At 71.1% G+C, this 13,924-nt stretch carries 13 protein-coding genes; 2 read left to right on the top strand and 11 right to left on the bottom strand.

The genetic code is table 11. The features are described 5' to 3' along the window. The first annotated feature begins 26 nt into the window (after positions 1 to 26). Both AC5L35_RS22045 and AC5L35_RS22040 read left to right on the top strand, forming a co-directional pair. Positions 27 to 1,289: a class I SAM-dependent methyltransferase gene (locus AC5L35_RS22045; RefSeq protein ID WP_495061558.1), complete on the top strand. Its 1,263-nt coding sequence runs from the start codon at positions 27 to 29 to the stop codon at positions 1,287 to 1,289. A 346-nt stretch (positions 1,290 to 1,635) separates the two neighbouring features. Continuing rightward, positions 1,636 to 2,475 carry an SAM-dependent methyltransferase gene (locus AC5L35_RS22040; RefSeq protein WP_495061557.1) on the top strand — a complete coding sequence of 280 codons (840 nt, stop codon included), beginning with the start codon at positions 1,636 to 1,638 and terminating at the stop codon, positions 2,473 to 2,475. A 21-nt stretch (positions 2,476 to 2,496) separates the two neighbouring features. On the opposite strand, the gene AC5L35_RS22035 is transcribed toward AC5L35_RS22040, so the two are convergent. The 11 genes from AC5L35_RS22035 to AC5L35_RS21985 form a co-directional block, all read right to left on the bottom strand. Beyond that, positions 2,497 to 3,399, bottom strand: a complete 903-nt coding sequence (locus tag AC5L35_RS22035; RefSeq protein ID WP_495061556.1) for a Sco1979 family transcriptional regulator — start codon at positions 3,397 to 3,399, stop codon at positions 2,497 to 2,499. 142 nt (positions 3,400 to 3,541) lie between these two features. Next, positions 3,542 to 3,781, bottom strand: a complete 240-nt coding sequence (locus tag AC5L35_RS22030; RefSeq protein ID WP_495061555.1) for a DUF397 domain-containing protein — start codon at positions 3,779 to 3,781, stop codon at positions 3,542 to 3,544. Positions 3,782 to 4,270: 489 nt separating this feature from the next. Further along, complete coding sequence (locus tag AC5L35_RS22025; RefSeq protein WP_495061554.1) at positions 4,271 to 5,272, bottom strand: carbohydrate ABC transporter permease; 1,002 nt, start codon at positions 5,270 to 5,272, stop codon at positions 4,271 to 4,273. Beyond that, positions 5,269 to 6,156 carry a carbohydrate ABC transporter permease gene (locus tag AC5L35_RS22020; protein ID WP_495061553.1) on the bottom strand — a complete coding sequence of 296 codons (888 nt, stop codon included), beginning with the start codon at positions 6,154 to 6,156 and terminating at the stop codon, positions 5,269 to 5,271. The genes AC5L35_RS22025 and AC5L35_RS22020 overlap by 4 nt, the downstream gene beginning before the upstream one ends. 2 nt (positions 6,157 to 6,158) lie before the next feature. Beyond that, on the bottom strand, positions 6,159 to 7,532 hold the full coding sequence (locus AC5L35_RS22015) for an ABC transporter substrate-binding protein (protein ID WP_495061552.1): 1,374 nt from the start codon (positions 7,530 to 7,532) through the stop codon (positions 6,159 to 6,161). Between the two features lie 35 nt (positions 7,533 to 7,567). Continuing rightward, entirely contained in the window at positions 7,568 to 9,223 is a 1,656-nt protein-coding gene (locus AC5L35_RS22010; RefSeq protein WP_495061551.1) for a glycoside hydrolase family 13 protein, read from the bottom strand. A 99-nt stretch (positions 9,224 to 9,322) separates the two neighbouring features. Beyond that, entirely contained in the window at positions 9,323 to 10,333 is a 1,011-nt protein-coding gene (locus AC5L35_RS22005; protein WP_495061550.1) for a LacI family DNA-binding transcriptional regulator, read from the bottom strand. Between the two features lie 171 nt (positions 10,334 to 10,504). Beyond that, the gene (locus AC5L35_RS22000; protein WP_495061549.1) at positions 10,505 to 11,083 is read right to left on the bottom strand and encodes a class I SAM-dependent methyltransferase; all 579 of its coding nucleotides are present in this window, start codon (positions 11,081 to 11,083) and stop codon (positions 10,505 to 10,507) included. After that, a complete protein-coding gene (locus AC5L35_RS21995) occupies positions 11,080 to 11,862 on the bottom strand; it encodes an IclR family transcriptional regulator (protein WP_495061548.1) in 783 nt (260 codons plus the stop codon). The genes AC5L35_RS22000 and AC5L35_RS21995 overlap by 4 nt, the downstream gene beginning before the upstream one ends. A 64-nt stretch (positions 11,863 to 11,926) precedes the next feature. Then, positions 11,927 to 12,700 carry an enoyl-CoA hydratase/isomerase family protein gene (locus AC5L35_RS21990; RefSeq protein WP_495061547.1) on the bottom strand — a complete coding sequence of 258 codons (774 nt, stop codon included), beginning with the start codon at positions 12,698 to 12,700 and terminating at the stop codon, positions 11,927 to 11,929. Then, a complete protein-coding gene (locus AC5L35_RS21985; protein WP_495061546.1) occupies positions 12,697 to 13,923 on the bottom strand; it encodes a CaiB/BaiF CoA transferase family protein in 1,227 nt (408 codons plus the stop codon). The genes AC5L35_RS21990 and AC5L35_RS21985 overlap by 4 nt, the downstream gene beginning before the upstream one ends. Between the last annotated feature and the right edge of the window lies 1 nt (position 13,924).

Below are 13,924 nucleotides of genomic sequence, written 5' to 3'. Positions count from 1 at the left end.
GGTGAGCCCCACTACCCTCCGCTGCGATGGCTGTTGATCCGCACGCAGAGGTGACCATGATCGACCTGACCGCCTCGGCGACGGCCGGCGCAGCGGCGCACAGCGAGCCGGCCGCCTGCCCTGCCTGTGCCGCTCCGGCTCCCGAGGCGTTCATCCGGCTGGCCGGCCTGCCGGTACACGGCACCGCGGTCTTCACCACCCCGGACGAGGCCAGGGCGGTCACCACGGGAGACCAGGAGCTCGCCCTCTGCGGCACCTGCGGAGTCGTGTTCAACCGGGCCTTCGACATGTCGAAGCTCGACTACACCGGCGAGCACGAGGAGTCCCAACACCTCTCCCCCCGCTTCGCCGCGTACGCCGCGGAGCTGAGCGGGCAGTGGGTGCAGCGGCACGGGCTCCGGGACGCGCACGTCGTCGAGATCGGCTGCGGCGCGGGCGACTTCGCCGCCGAACTGCTCCGTGCCGGCGTCGGCACCGTCACCGGCATCGACCCCCATTTCGGTCCCGACCGCGTTCCGGCGGAGCTCGCCGAGCGGCTGCGCGCGGTGCCCGCGTTCTACTCCCCCCGGATGGTGGAGCCCGGCACCGCGGCGGTCGTCTGCCGGCACACGCTCGAGCACATCCCGGAGCTCGCCGTGTTCGGGGCGGACATCATGACCGGCATGCGGGCGGCAGGCGTGCCTGTGCTGCTGGCCGAGGTGCCCGACCTCGGCCGCATCCTCACCGACGGGGCGTTCTGGGACCTGCAGTACGAGCACTGCTCGTACTTCACGCCGGCCACGCTGGCCGGTTACCTCGCCCGCCTCGGGTTCGACGTGCTCGACGTGCGCACCACCTACACCGACCAGTACGTGGTCGCCGAGGCCGCACCGGCCCGTCTCCCCGCGCCCTCCGGCGAGCCGGGGCCCGCCGCCGAGCTGGACCGGTTGCACCTACTCTGTGAGGGTTTCGCCACGCACACCCTCGGCCGGATCGCCCACTGGGGCTCATGGCTCGACGACCGCTCAGCCGCAGGCGAGCGGGTGGTCGTCTGGGGTGGCGGGGCCAAGGGCCTGACGTTCCTCAACATGCTCATGGACCACGCCGCCGCGGTGTCCGCGGTGGTCGACATCAACCCCGGTCTGCAGCACCACTACATCGGCGGTCTGGGGCTCCCCATCGTCGCGCCGCGCGACCTCGTGTCGGCGCCGCCGCGCACCGTGCTGCTCATGAACCCCGTCTACGCGGGCGAGGTGCGGGCCCTGCTCGACGAACTCGGCCTGCAGACCACCGAGCTCATCACCGTCTGAGACCCGCGCCGGGAGCGCCTACACCGGCGGCCCGGCAGATCGTGGCCAGGTGTCGCAGTTCCACCCCGGTGACGGTCCACGCCGCCACCGGTCAGTCTCCCGGTGTTCGCCGGAGTGCTCACTTTGATCGTCCGGACCGCGGCGCCGACCCTGCTGCGCCATCCGGACCGGCACCGGAAGAACGGAAAGGATTCCGCCCCGCCGAATCCGGATCGACGCCTGGTCACAAGGCCGACGCAGCACGAACCTTGGTCATCGGTAGGTAGGCAATCGCGCTAGACTTCCAGCGCGATCTTCGGAGCGGCACCAGGTAGGCGTGAGTGCCACCTGATGGAGGAGAACTGTGATGGCTGGCCGGGCGGACAAGACCGGCAGTCGGGGCCGTGGCGGCGTCGCCGTTCCTTCCGAGGTGGATCTCAGCAAGCCGTCGATCGCACGGGTGTACGACTTCATCCTCGGCGGCAAGGAACACTTCGAGATCGACCGCCGGGCCACCGACGCGATATTCGCGGCGGTCCCCCAGGTCGGCAGCCTCGCGAGGGACAACCGCAACCTCCTGCGCCGGGCCACGCGCTACCTCGTGCGCGACGCCGGGATCCGTCAGATCATCGATCTCGGTTCGGGGCTTCCCACGCTGGGCAACGTGCACGAGATCGCCCACGAGGTGGATCCGAGCGTCCGCGTGGTCTACGTCGACAACGATCCCGTGGTGCTGGCCCACGGCCGGGCGTTGCTCAGCCAGGAGAACACCACCACCATGATCATGGCCGACATCCGCGAGCCGGACTCGGTGTTCGACAACCCGGCCGTCAAGGAACTCATCGACTTCGACGAGCCGTTCGCGGTCATTGCGGCGAGCATCCTGCACCACCTCACCGACTCCGAGGTCCTTCCCACGGCGGAGGGCATCAGGGACCGGCTCACGGTGGGCTCCTACCTGGTCACCACCAACTTCCTCGACGACGACGAGGACCGCGCGAAGGATCTCGAGAAGGCGTTCCTGGACGGCGGCCTGGGAACGGGACGCTTCCGCACGTGGGCAGAACTGCGCCGCCTCTTCGACGGGCTCGAGATGCTGGAGCCGGGCCTGGTCTACGGCAACGACTGGCGTGCCGACGGGCTCACCCCTGCCGACAGCCCGGTGCACACCCTGTTCTCGGCGGGCATGGCGCGGAAGGTGTCCTGAACGGGGCCACCGGCGCCCGCCTCACATGTCGGCGAGCTTCTCCCTCAGGAGAGCCTTCGTGTCGATCGGGGTCTCCGCCTGCACGCTGACCCGCTCCATGACGGCGAGGTAGTCCTCGACCTCAGGGCGTTTGTCCAGGTAGACGGCGCTGTTGAGCTGCTCGAGATAGACGATGTCGGGCAGGTCGGCCTCGGCGAACCGGAGAATGGTGAAGGGACCGCCGGCGGCGGCGTGGATGCCGAAGTCGAACGGGAGCACCTGCACCGTGACGTTCGGCAGCGTGGTCATCTCGAGCAGGTACTCCAACTGCTCACGCATGACGCGCTTGGAACCGAACGGCCGGCTCAGGGCCGCCTCGTCGATGACGGCCCAGAGCTGGGGTGCGCCGGGCTCCGTGAGCATCTTCTGCCTGGTCATCCGCAGCCGGACCCGGCGGTCGATGTCGTCGGCGGACTCGTCCTGGTGGCCGACCAGGATGACGCTGCGCGCGTACTCCTCACTCTGGAGCAGGCCTGGGACGAACTGCACCTGGTAGGTGCGGATGACGCTCGCGGCCTGCTCGAGCCCGAGGTACATCTCGAACCAGCTGGGGAGGATGTTGCCGTCCTGGTGCCACCAGCCGCGCGCGTTGGCCCGGCGGGCGAGATCGATGAACTCCTCGCGCTCCCCCTTGTCGGTGACGCCGTAGAGCGACAGCAGGTCGACGATGTCGCGTTCCTTGAAACCCACCCGGCCGAGCTCCAGCCGGCTGATCTTCGCGTGGGAGGCGCGGATCGCGTCGCCTGCGGCCTCACGGGTGATCCCGCTGGCCTCGCGTAACCGCCGGAGCTGGGTGCCGAGGACGATGCGCAGGACGGTGGGACCGCCGGCCTGAGCGGGGTCGGACGACGCCAACGGGGACCGGCCTTCCGGCTCTGCTCTCACAGCTCAACCTTCACGACGAACCTGTCCTGACTCGATCGGGCCCGGAACAAAGCGGACGAGGCAGCGCCGGCGAGCAGTACTGCCACCTTCAGGTCGAGGAGCATAGACCGTCCGGGGTGCGTTGCGGCCGGTCTCCTGTCGATCAGGCGATGAGGTCGTCGAACTCCCCGTCCTTGGCGCCGCGGATGAAGGCCGCGATCTCCGCGCGGGTGTAGACGAGCGCAGGCCCGCGGGGGTCGCGTGAGTTGCGGACGGCCACCTCGCCACTGGCGAGGTGGGCCAGCTCGACGCAGTCGCCGTTGGGGTTGCTGGCCTGGCTCTTCCGCCACGCGACGGCCCCGAGATGATCAGCGCTGACGCCACTGCCGTCGTGGTGCTGCATGTCCGACCTCCGACCCTTCCGGCCCCCTCCGGCCTCGCTGTCCGGTGGGTGCGTGCGTTGCAGATGCAATTGCAGATGTTGTTGCAGACACCCTTGCGAATGCAAGCTTTACGCGGCAGACTGACCCTCGGACGGTGTGTGCTTTCGGGCACACGCGGACACACTGTGTGCGGAGCGGGGGGGCCGTGAGCAGAACACACCAGCCGGCGTTGGTCGGCGCGCAGTCGATGGCGACCGTATCGGTCACCTGCGTCACCGATGGTCGCGCTCACGCCGTACCGGACAGCGAACTCACCCAGGGTGTAGCGCATCACTCGGGCTACTACTCAGCCGTCTGCGGGCACATGGTCGCCGCAGCCCCGATGTCGGCCCCCGACGGCGAGCCGTGCCGTTCCTGCGCCGATCTGTGGAGCGCGCGCCACGCCGTCCGTCGTCAGCAACAACGGTTGTTGTCCCGCATCTTCGGCTGAGCTCGCCCAGCCGCTGCACTCAACCCTTCAGCGCACCGCTGAGGCCTGCGCTGCGCAGGAACGTCCGCTGGAACATCAGGAACAGCACCATCGGGATCAGCGCCGAGATCGTGAGCGCCGCGAGCAGCACGTCCAGCTCGATCGACCGGGCCAGCGTGGGCAACCGCACCGAGAGCGGCTGGACGTCCGGGTCGGGCAGCACGAGCAGCGGCCAGAGGAAGTCCTTCCAGGCCGCGATGAAGGCGAACACCGACACCACGCCGAGGATCGGCCGGGACATCGGCAGCAGCACCGACCAGAAGATCCGGTACGGGCCGGCTCCGTCGATCCGGGCGGCCTCGAAGATCTCCCGTGGCAGGTTGTCGAAGAACCGCTTGGTGAGCAGCACGTTGAAGGCGTTGGCCCCGGCCGGTAGCCAGACCGCCCAGAACGAGTTGATCAGCGAGATCCCGAGCAGGGGCGGGTCGAGCACGGTCAGGTAGAGCGGCACGAGCAGCACCACTGCCGGGACGAACAGCGTGCTGAGCACCAGCCAGTAGAGGATCGGCCCGTACCGGGGCCGCAGGACCGACAGGGCGTAGCCACCGGTGGTGGCCACGACCAGCTGCACGAGCCATGCGCCCGTTGCGATGATCATGCTGTTGGCGAAGTGCAGGTCGATGTGCACCGTCGACCACGCCGTGGCCAGGTTCGCCCAGTCCACCCCGCTCGGGAACAGCGCCATCGGACTGCGCAGGGTGTCCTGGGTGGTGCTGATCGAGGCCTTCACCAGCCAGAGGATCGGACCGAGCCCGACCAGCACCAGCAGCACCAGCACCACGGCATGCGTGAGCCGCAGCGCCACCCGCACGGCGGGCGTGCGCCGCTCCGCGTCCGAGACGATCCCGCGCGGCGGCTGGTGGTCGGACCGGCGGCCGGTCCGTCCGACCAGCCACCGGGCGGGCCGCCGGGGAACGGGCTCCGCCGCGACGGGCTCCGCGCCTGCGGGGACCACGGGTCGCGTGCTCGTCGGCGTGCTCATGAGGTGCTCCAGGATCGGGTGAGCCAGAAGTAGACGGCCGACAGCGCGGCCAGGAACACCGCGAGCATCAGGCTCAGTGCCGTTGCCGCCCCGTAGTCGCCACCCAGGCTGGAACCGAACGCATAGTTGTAGATCAACAGCAGCACCGTGAGCGTCGAGTTCGCCGGGCCGCCCCCGGTGAACAGGAAGGGCTCGAGGAACACCTGCGAGGTGCCGATGATCTGCAGGATCAGGGTGACCAGCAGGACGCCGCGCAGCTGCGGCAGGGTGACGTGCCAGATCTTGCGCCAGATCGAGGCGCCGTCCACGTCGGCCGCGTCGTACAGCTCGGCGGGCACCCCGATCAGCGCGGCGAGATAGATGATCACCGTGCCACCCGCCGCCGCCCACGTGGCCTCCAGCACGAGGGACGGCAGCGCGGTGTCGGCCGACTGCAACCACTGGTACGGGCCCAGCCCCACCCAGCCGAGGATGGTGTTGAACACCCCGTCGGGGCGGGCGTCGTAGAAGAACTTCCACATCAGCACCGCCACCACCGGTGGCACCACCACCGGCAGGTAGGCGATGGCGCTGAACAGCCCGCGGAACCGGCGCACCTCGCTCATCAGCACGGCCAGCACCAGCGGCAGCGGGTAGCCGAACACCAGCGCGATGAGCGCGAACAGCCCGGTGTTCTGCACGGCGGTCCAGAACAGCGGATCGCCCAGCACCGACTCGAAGTTCTCCAGCCCGACGAACTCCGGCGCGGTGACCAGGTTGGTCTGCTGCACGCTCATCAGCGCCGCCCGCACGATCGGCAGCCACGAGAACACGCCGAAGATCACCAGCAGCGGCAGCAGGAAGACCAGCGTGCTCACGCCACCGCGCCGGACCCAGGTGCGCATGCTCAGCCCCGGTCGATGATCGCCTGAACCTCGGCGTCGGCCGTGCTCAGCAGCGCGTTGATGTCGGCACCCTGGTCGGTGAGCACCGCCTGCACGACGGTGTCCAGCACCGCGTACATCTCCTGGGTGCGCGCTGTGGGCTCACCGGCGAGGTCCTGGGCGAAGATCCCGTCGGAGAAGAAGCGCATCTGGTCGAGCGGCACGTTGACGTACGGCTTGATCCACTCGTTGTACTGGTCGAGCGTCGCCTTGTCGAAGACCGGCAGCTCCGGCAGGCCGACCGGTTGGTCGCTCTCGGCCAGCGTCTTGGCGTCGAGCTCCGCCGCGTCCCGCTTCAGGTACTTGGCCATGTAGTAGAAGTCGATCCACTTCGCCCCGGCGGCCTGCTGCTCCGGCGTGGCCTTGATGTTCACCGCGGCGAGCGTGCCGCCGCCGAGCAGGCCGGCCGACGCGCCCGGCGCGAGCGGCAGCACGGAGAGCCCGTAGCCGGCCGGGTTGATGTTGTTCTGTTGCGCCAGCGACTCGTAGATGTCCGAGCCGCCCATGATCATGCCGATCCGGCCTGCGGCGAACTCCTGGTTGATGGTTCCCCAGTCGTAGAGGAAGTTGCTGCCCATCGAGTTGTCCTGCCAGCGCATGTCCCGCAGGCGGGTCAGCGCCTCCCGCGCGCCGGGGTTGTCGATCGTGGCATCGACCTTGTCCCCGTTGACGGTCTGCATCCGGCCGCCGAGTGCGTAGGTGAGCGAGGTCAGCATCCAGCCGCCGGTGTTCTCCTCCGTCATCTGTGCGTAGCCCGCCTGCCCCGTGCGCTCGGCGATCTGCTTCGCGTAGCTGCGCACCTCGTCCCAGGTGGTCGGGGGCTTGTCCGGGTCGAGCCCGGCCTGCGTGAAGAGCGTGCGGTTGTAGTGCAGGCCGACGCCGTAGGCCGCCGTGGGCACCCCGAAGATCCCGCCGTCGTCACTCTGCCCGGACCGCAGCACGGTCTCGTTGAACTTGTCGGCGTAGCCGAAACCCCGGACGTGCTCGGTGAGGTCGGCGAGCTGCCCGCGCTCGATCAATGCCGTGCCGTCGGTGAAGGGCACCGTGAAGACGGTGGGCAGGGTGCCCCCGGCGAGCTGAGCGGTGAACGTGGGGCCCGTCCACTCGTACTCCTGCGAGGTCACGTCGATGTCCGGGTTCGCGGCCTCGAACTGCCTCACCTGGTTCTCGAACGCGTCGAACGCGGCCTGCTCGCTGCCGGGCTTGAGGCTGACCACCGTGATGGCCGTCTTCCCGCCGGCAGCCGGATCGTCGGACGAGCCGCTGCACGCGGCCAGCAGGCCGGCGACGACCAGCGCTGCCGATACCGCGGTGGCGGTCTTGCGGATGGACCTCATTGTCGCTCCCTCTCGTCAGTGCCGGTGCGGTCCGATCACGGGGCAGTGCGTAGCCAGATCGCGGTGTCGCGGGGTAGCCCGCCGTCGGTCAGGGGGGCGCTCGCCAGGAGCACCGCGGTGTGGGTGGGCAGCACCGCGGGCCGGGGCGACAGGTTCACCACGCAGGTGAACGACGGCCCGCGGCGGAACGCCAGCACGCCGTCCGCGGCGGGCAGCCACTCCATCGGGCCGTCGCCGAGGCCGGGCTCGGCACGGCGGATCCGGAGCGCGGCGCGGTACAGGGCGAGCATCGAACCGGGGTCGGCCTCCTGCGCCGCCACCGTCAGCTCCGCCCACTCCGCGGGCTGCGGCAGCCACGTGGCCTGCGCGCCCGGCGGCGAGAACCCGAACGGAGGACGGTCGCCGTGCCACGGCAGCGGCACCCGGCAGCCCTCCCGGCCGGGGTCGACGCCTCCCGAGCGCAGGTACATCGGATCCTGCCGGAGGTCGTCGTCGAGCTCCTCGTACTCGGGCAGCCCCAGCTCGTCGCCCTGGTAGAGGTAGAGCGAACCGGGCAGTGCCGCCGAGAGCAGCGCGGCCGCCCTGGCCCGCCGCCCGCCCAGCTCCAGGTCGGTGGGGATGCCCGCCCGTTTGGCCGCGAACGAGAACCCGGACTCGGCACGCCCGTAGCGCGTGACCGGCCGCGTCACGTCGTGGTTGGACAGCACCCAGGTGGCGGGCGCGCCCACCGGGGCGTGGGCGGCCAGCGTGGCGTCGATCGACGCGCGCAGCTGCGCCGCGTCCCACGGCCGCGCCAGGAAGTCGAAGTTGAACGCCGTGTGCAGCTCGTCGGGACGCAGGTAGAGGACGAAGCGCTCGACGTCGGGCAGCCAGATCTCCCCGACCAGGATCCGCCGGCCCGGGCCGTGGTCCACCGGGTAGGAGTCGGCGATCTCCCGCCAGCCGCGGTAGATCTCGTGCAGCTCGTCGCGGTCGGTGTTGGGGTGCTCGCCCGAGCCGGGGTCGGCCGGGATCTCCGGCAGTGCGGGGTCCTTGACCAGCAGGGCCGCCGAGTCGATCCGTACGCCGGCGACACCATGGTCGAACCAGAACCGCAGCACGTCCTCGTGCTCCCGGCGGACGTCGGGGTGGCTCCAGTTCAGATCCGGCTGCCCGGAGCTGAACAGGTGCAGGTACCACTCCCCCGGCGTCCCGTCGGCGTTCTTGGTGCGGGTCCAGGTGTCGCCACCGAACATCGACGGCCAGCGCGTCGGCATCTCGGCACCGCCGGGGCCGCGGCCGGGGTGGAACCAGAAGCGCGCCCGCTCCGGCGAGCCGGGCGCGGCGGCCAGCGCGGCCTGGAACCAGGGGTGCCGGTCGGACACGTGGTTGGGGACGACGTCGACGATCGTGCGGATGCCGACGGCCAGGGCGGCGGTGATCAGCTCCTCCGCCTCCGCGAGCGTGCCGAACGCGGGGTCGATAGCGCGGTAGTCGGTGACGTCGTAGCCACCGTCGGCCATCGGGGAGAGGTACCAGGGCGTGAACCAGATGGCGTCGACGCCGAGCTCGCACAGGTGGTCGAGCCGCGACCGGACGCCTGCCAGGTCGCCGACGCCGTCGCCGTCGCCGTCGGCGAAGCTGCGGGGGTAGACCTGGTAGATCACCGCATCGCGCCACCACAGCTCGTCGCCCGCAGCCCGCCCGTCCATGCGCCCCCGCTCACGTCACCCGATCGTGTGGGCAGGGACGGTAGCGGCGTCCGTCAGATAGCCGCAATAGATTGACGGAATCTCGTCACTTTATCGACATCAACGCGCCTTCGCCGGCCCCGTGGAGGACCGCACCACCAACTCCGGCTCGTACATCAGCTCCGCGGTGCCCACCGCGCTGCCCTCGATCTGGTGCACCAGCAGGTCGACCGCGGCGCGGCCCATCGCCTCGATCGGCTGCCGGATCGTGGTGAGGGCCGGGTCGACGCAGCTCATCAGCGTCGAGTCGTCGTAGCCGATCACCGAGAGGTCTCCCGGTACCGACAGGCCGCGGCGGCGCGCCGCCCGGATGGCGCCGAGGGCGAGGGGGTCGCTCGCACAGATCACCCCGGTGACCTCCTGGTCGAGCAGGCGCAGCATCGAGGCCTGACCGCTCTCCAGCGAGAACATCGCGTGCTCGACGGGCCCGTCGGCCTCCGGACGACCGGCGCGGGCGTTGGCGGCGGCGAACGCGGCGAGCTTGCGCCTCGACGGCACGTGGGACGCGGGGCCGAGCAACAGCCCGATGCGGCGGTGGCCGAGCGCCAGCAGGTGGTTGAACGCCTGGTCGACGGCCGCCCCGTCGTCACAGGAGACCTGCGGCAGCCCCAGCGCGTCGACGGCGGCGTTGGTGAGCACGGTGGGCAGCTTGCGTTGCAGGAGGAGCCGGTAGTGGTCGTGCCGGGCGTCGGCCTCGGTGTAGAGGCCGCCGGCGAAGATCGCGCCCGACACCTGTTGCTGCAGCAGCAGGTCGACGTACGCCGCCTCGCTGACCCCGCCCGCCGAGCTCGTGCAGAGCAGCGCGGTGAGGCCCTGCTGGGCCAGCGCACCGCCCACCACCTCGGCGAACGCCGGGAAGATGGGGTTCTGCAGCTCGGGGAGGACCAGCCCGACCAGGCGGGCGCGTTCGCCGCGGAGACGGGTGGGCCGCTCGTAGCCGAGCACGTCGAGCGCCGTGAGCACCGCGTCGCGGGTGGCCTCCGAGACCCCGGGCTTCCCGTTGAGCACCCGGCTGACCGTGGCCTCGCTGACCCCCACCTTCTGCGCCACCACCGCGAGCCGTCGTGTCATGCCGCAAGCGTAACGCACGTTTCTGCAAACTCTTGCAACGGTTGCGGGCGCTTGCGCGCTCGCCTCGCGAATCTCCACCCGATGGCAGGACGAGCGAGATCGACACCAGAGGGCTTCTCCACGGACGAAACCCCGCTGCTGTGGATCTCGCGGCGGGCCGAACCGCGCAGCTCAGCGGCGGGCGCGGAAGCGGAACCTGTCGCCGTTGCTCTCCACGTCGGCCTCGGTGAACCCGGCCGCGGTGAGCCGGGCCGGCAGCACGGCCGGGTCGACGGGCACGAAGATGTCGTCCTCGTGCAGGGCCCGGCGCTCCGGGGTGTCCTGGCCGTCCGTGCCCAGCAGCACGCCTCCGGGCCGCAGCACCCTGGCGATCTCGGCCAGCGCGCGGTCCTGACCGTCGGCGTCCGGGATGTGGTGCAGCATCGTGAAGCAGACCGCGGAGGAGAACCGCCCGTCCGGCAGCGGCATCGCCGTGGCGTCCGCGGTGATCACCTCGACGGGCCGGTCGCTCATCCGCTCCCGCAGTGCCGATGCGAGGTCGGGGTCGATCTCGACGGCCGTGATCCGCGGTGCCCGCTCCACGAGCAGGTCGGTGACCAGCCCTGGTCCGGCCCCGATCTCCAGCACGTCGTCCCCGAGCAACCGGCGGCCTGCGGGGCCGTCGTCACCCAGCACCCAGGGCAGCAGGTCGTCGGCCACGATCCGGGCCCATTCGGCGCTCGCGCACAGGCGCAGGTGCTCGGCGTTCACTGCGCGGTCACCCCCCGGCCGTCGAGCTGACCGGCGAGCGCCGCCGCCGCCTGTTGCAACAACGGCACCATGCGCTCCACCACGGCCCACGTCACCCGCGTCTCCGGCCCGGAGACCGACAACGCCGTGGTCGACCGCCCACCCGGCACGGCGACGGCGACGCAGCGCACGCCCATCTCCTGCTCGGCGTCGTCGACCGCGTAGCCCTGGTGCCGGATCCGTTCGAGCTCCCTGGCGAGCCGCTCGGGGTCGGTGATCGTGTGCGGCGTCTGCGCCGGCATGCCGGCGCGCACCACGATGGCGTGCACCTGCGCAGGCGGAAGCTGCGCGAGCAGCACCTTGCCCACCCCCGTGCAGTGCACCGGCACCCGCCGTCCGACCTCGGTGAACATGCGCATCGAGTGGCGCGACGGGACCTGCGCGACGTAGACGACGGCGTCCCCGTCCAGGACGGCGAGGTTGGCGGTCTCCCCGGCCTGGTCGACGAGCTCGGCGAGCTGCGGGCGCGCCCACTCCCCCAGCATCCGGGACGCGGCCTCGCCCAGCCCGATCAACCGCGGCCCCAGCCCGTAGCGACGCGACGGGAGCTGCCGGACGTACCCCGACGTCACGAGCGTGCGGATGATCCGGTGGATCGTGGGCAACGGGAGGCCCGACCGGACGGCGAGCTCGGAGAGCGCGACGTCGCCACCCGCGTCGGCCATGTGCTCGAGCAGGGCGAACGCCCTGTCCAGGGACTGCACACCACCACTGCGGTCGGGTTGCGCCACACCAGTCATGGTTCTCCCGGTTCAGTTGGGCGAGTTGCCGACATGGCACGCTAGTGTCCCGCGTCGGCAGGTCTCACTCGCCTTTCCACGTCACACGTTCTTTCGCCGCGAAGGACCGCACGGCGGCCTGGAAGTCGGCGCTCCCGTACACGCGCGAGACGATGTCGTCGCCGTCCGGAAGGCCCGCGCGCCGCAGCCGGGTGATCGCCTGCTTGGCCGCCCACATGCTCAGCGGAGCGTGGGAGGCCAGCGCGTCGACGGTCTCGGCCAGCGCGGTGTCGAGTGCATCGGCATCGTCGACGTGCTGGGTGACGAAGCCTGCAGCGTGCGCCTCGTCGGCGCCGAGCAGCCGGGCTCGCAGCAGCATGTCGAGCGTGCGTGCCGGGCCGAGGTGCCCCAGCAGGAGGGCGTAGGTGTCCATCGAGAGGCAGTTGCCCAGCGTCCGCGCGATCGGCACCCCGAACCGGGACGCCGAGGTGGCGATGCGGAGGTCACAGGCCGCAGCGAGCGCGAGGCCACCGCCGATGCAGTAGCCGTCGACGGCGGCCACGGTGGGCACCGTCGTGTCCTCCAGCCTCCGCACGACGCGGCTGATCCGCTCCTCGTAGGCCACGCCCGCCGGACCGTCGAAGCCCTCGAACTGCGCGATGTCGGTGCCCGAGACGAACGCCCGGCCGCCGGCCCCGCGCAGCACCAGCACCGTGACGTCGTCCTCCGCGTCTGCCCGTTCGCAGGCCTCGTACAGGCCCTCGTACATGGCGAACGTCAGCGCGTTGTGCGACTTCGGCCGGTTGAAGGTGACGTGCAGCGCCGGGCCGTCGCGCTCGACCATGAGTTCGTCAGTCATCGGACCAGCGTCCCCAGCAGCGCATCGATCTCCGCATCGCTGTACCCGACCTCACCGAGCACGGCACGGGAGTCGGCGCCGAGCGCCGGGCCGGCGCCGCCGCGGCGGGCCGGGGTGCCGGACAGGCGCATCGGCGAGCCGAGCTGGCGCACCGGGCCGAGGTCGGGGTGCTCGGCGTCCCAGAAGAAGTCCCGTTCGGCGAGGTGGGCGTCGGTGAACACCTGGCCGTAGTCGTTGATCGGCGCGCACGGGACGCCTGCGGCTTCCAGCGCCGCGACGACGTCCGCGGTGTCCCGAACTGTGGTGGCCTGCTCGATCGCGGCGATCAGCTCGGTGCGGTGGGCGTGCCGGCCGCTCGAGTCGGCGTAGCGGGGGTCGGCGTGCAGGTGCGGCAGGTCGAGCGCGGCGCAGAGCCCGTCCCACGTCTTCGGGGTGATCGCCCCGACCGTCACCCAGCCGTCAGCGCACCGCACCGCCTGGTACGGCGCCTGCGTCTGGTGCGCCGAGCCCAGCGGGCGGCCGACCTGCCCGGTGGCGAAGTAGGTCCCGGCCTCCCACACCGCCAGGGAGACGCCCGACTCCAGCAGCGACACGTCGACCTGCTGCCCCCGGCCGTCGCCGTGCGGCTGGTCGCGGTGTAGCAGTGCGGCGGTGACCGCGAGCGCCGTGTAGAGCCCGCTCACGAGGTCGCAGATCGGCACGCCGACCTTGACCGGGTCGCCGTCCGGGGAGCCCGTGATGCTCATCAGCCCGGCGCGGGCCTGGGCCATGATGTCCAGCCCCGGCAGCGCCGCCAGCGGCCCGTCCTGCCCGAAGCCGGACGCGGAGGCGTAGACGAGTCCGGGGTTGAGCTCGGCGAGCTCGTCCGGGCCGAGACCGAGCCGGCGCAGCGCGCCGGGCCGGAGGTTCTCCACGAGCACGTCGGCACCCGCCACCAGGCGCAGGAACGCCACCCGCCCGGCGTCCGACTTGAGGTCGAGCGCCACCGACTCCTTGTTGCGGTTGAGCCGCAGGAAGGGCGAGCTGTGCCGCTGCGAGCCGGGGCCGTCGAGGAACGGGCCGGTCGACCGGGTGGGGTCCGGACCTGCCGGGTTCTCGACCTTGATGACCCTGGCACCCAGGTCGGCAAGCTGCATGGTGGCGAACGGGCCGGCCATGAAGACACCGACCTCGAGCACCGTGACACCGGCGAGCGGCCCATCGGCCGCGTGCTCCTGCTCCATG

Source organism: Pseudonocardia sp. OZ21 (assembly GCF_059359135.1).
The sequence above is the reverse complement of the archived record's forward strand: the minus strand, read 5'-3'. Positions and strand labels throughout refer to the sequence as shown.

What these genes read in the sequence shown, in the direction of transcription:
- AC5L35_RS21985 (WP_495061546.1), bottom strand. Translation starts at nt 13,923, where the DNA reads ATGGAGCAGGAGCACGCGGCCGATGGGCCGCTCGCCGGTGTCACGGTG.
- AC5L35_RS22040 (WP_495061557.1), top strand. Translation starts at nt 1,636, where the DNA reads ATGGCTGGCCGGGCGGACAAGACCGGCAGTCGGGGCCGTGGCGGCGTC.
- AC5L35_RS22020 (WP_495061553.1), bottom strand. Translation starts at nt 6,156, where the DNA reads ATGCGCACCTGGGTCCGGCGCGGTGGCGTGAGCACGCTGGTCTTCCTG.
- AC5L35_RS22045 (WP_495061558.1), top strand. Translation starts at nt 27, where the DNA reads ATGGCTGTTGATCCGCACGCAGAGGTGACCATGATCGACCTGACCGCC.
- AC5L35_RS21990 (WP_495061547.1), bottom strand. Translation starts at nt 12,700, where the DNA reads ATGACTGACGAACTCATGGTCGAGCGCGACGGCCCGGCGCTGCACGTC.
- AC5L35_RS22025 (WP_495061554.1), bottom strand. Translation starts at nt 5,272, where the DNA reads ATGAGCACGCCGACGAGCACGCGACCCGTGGTCCCCGCAGGCGCGGAG.
- AC5L35_RS22015 (WP_495061552.1), bottom strand. Translation starts at nt 7,532, where the DNA reads ATGAGGTCCATCCGCAAGACCGCCACCGCGGTATCGGCAGCGCTGGTC.
- AC5L35_RS22005 (WP_495061550.1), bottom strand. Translation starts at nt 10,333, where the DNA reads ATGACACGACGGCTCGCGGTGGTGGCGCAGAAGGTGGGGGTCAGCGAG.
- AC5L35_RS21995 (WP_495061548.1), bottom strand. Translation starts at nt 11,862, where the DNA reads ATGACTGGTGTGGCGCAACCCGACCGCAGTGGTGGTGTGCAGTCCCTG.
- AC5L35_RS22030 (WP_495061555.1), bottom strand. Translation starts at nt 3,781, where the DNA reads ATGCAGCACCACGACGGCAGTGGCGTCAGCGCTGATCATCTCGGGGCC.
- AC5L35_RS22010 (WP_495061551.1), bottom strand. Translation starts at nt 9,223, where the DNA reads ATGGACGGGCGGGCTGCGGGCGACGAGCTGTGGTGGCGCGATGCGGTG.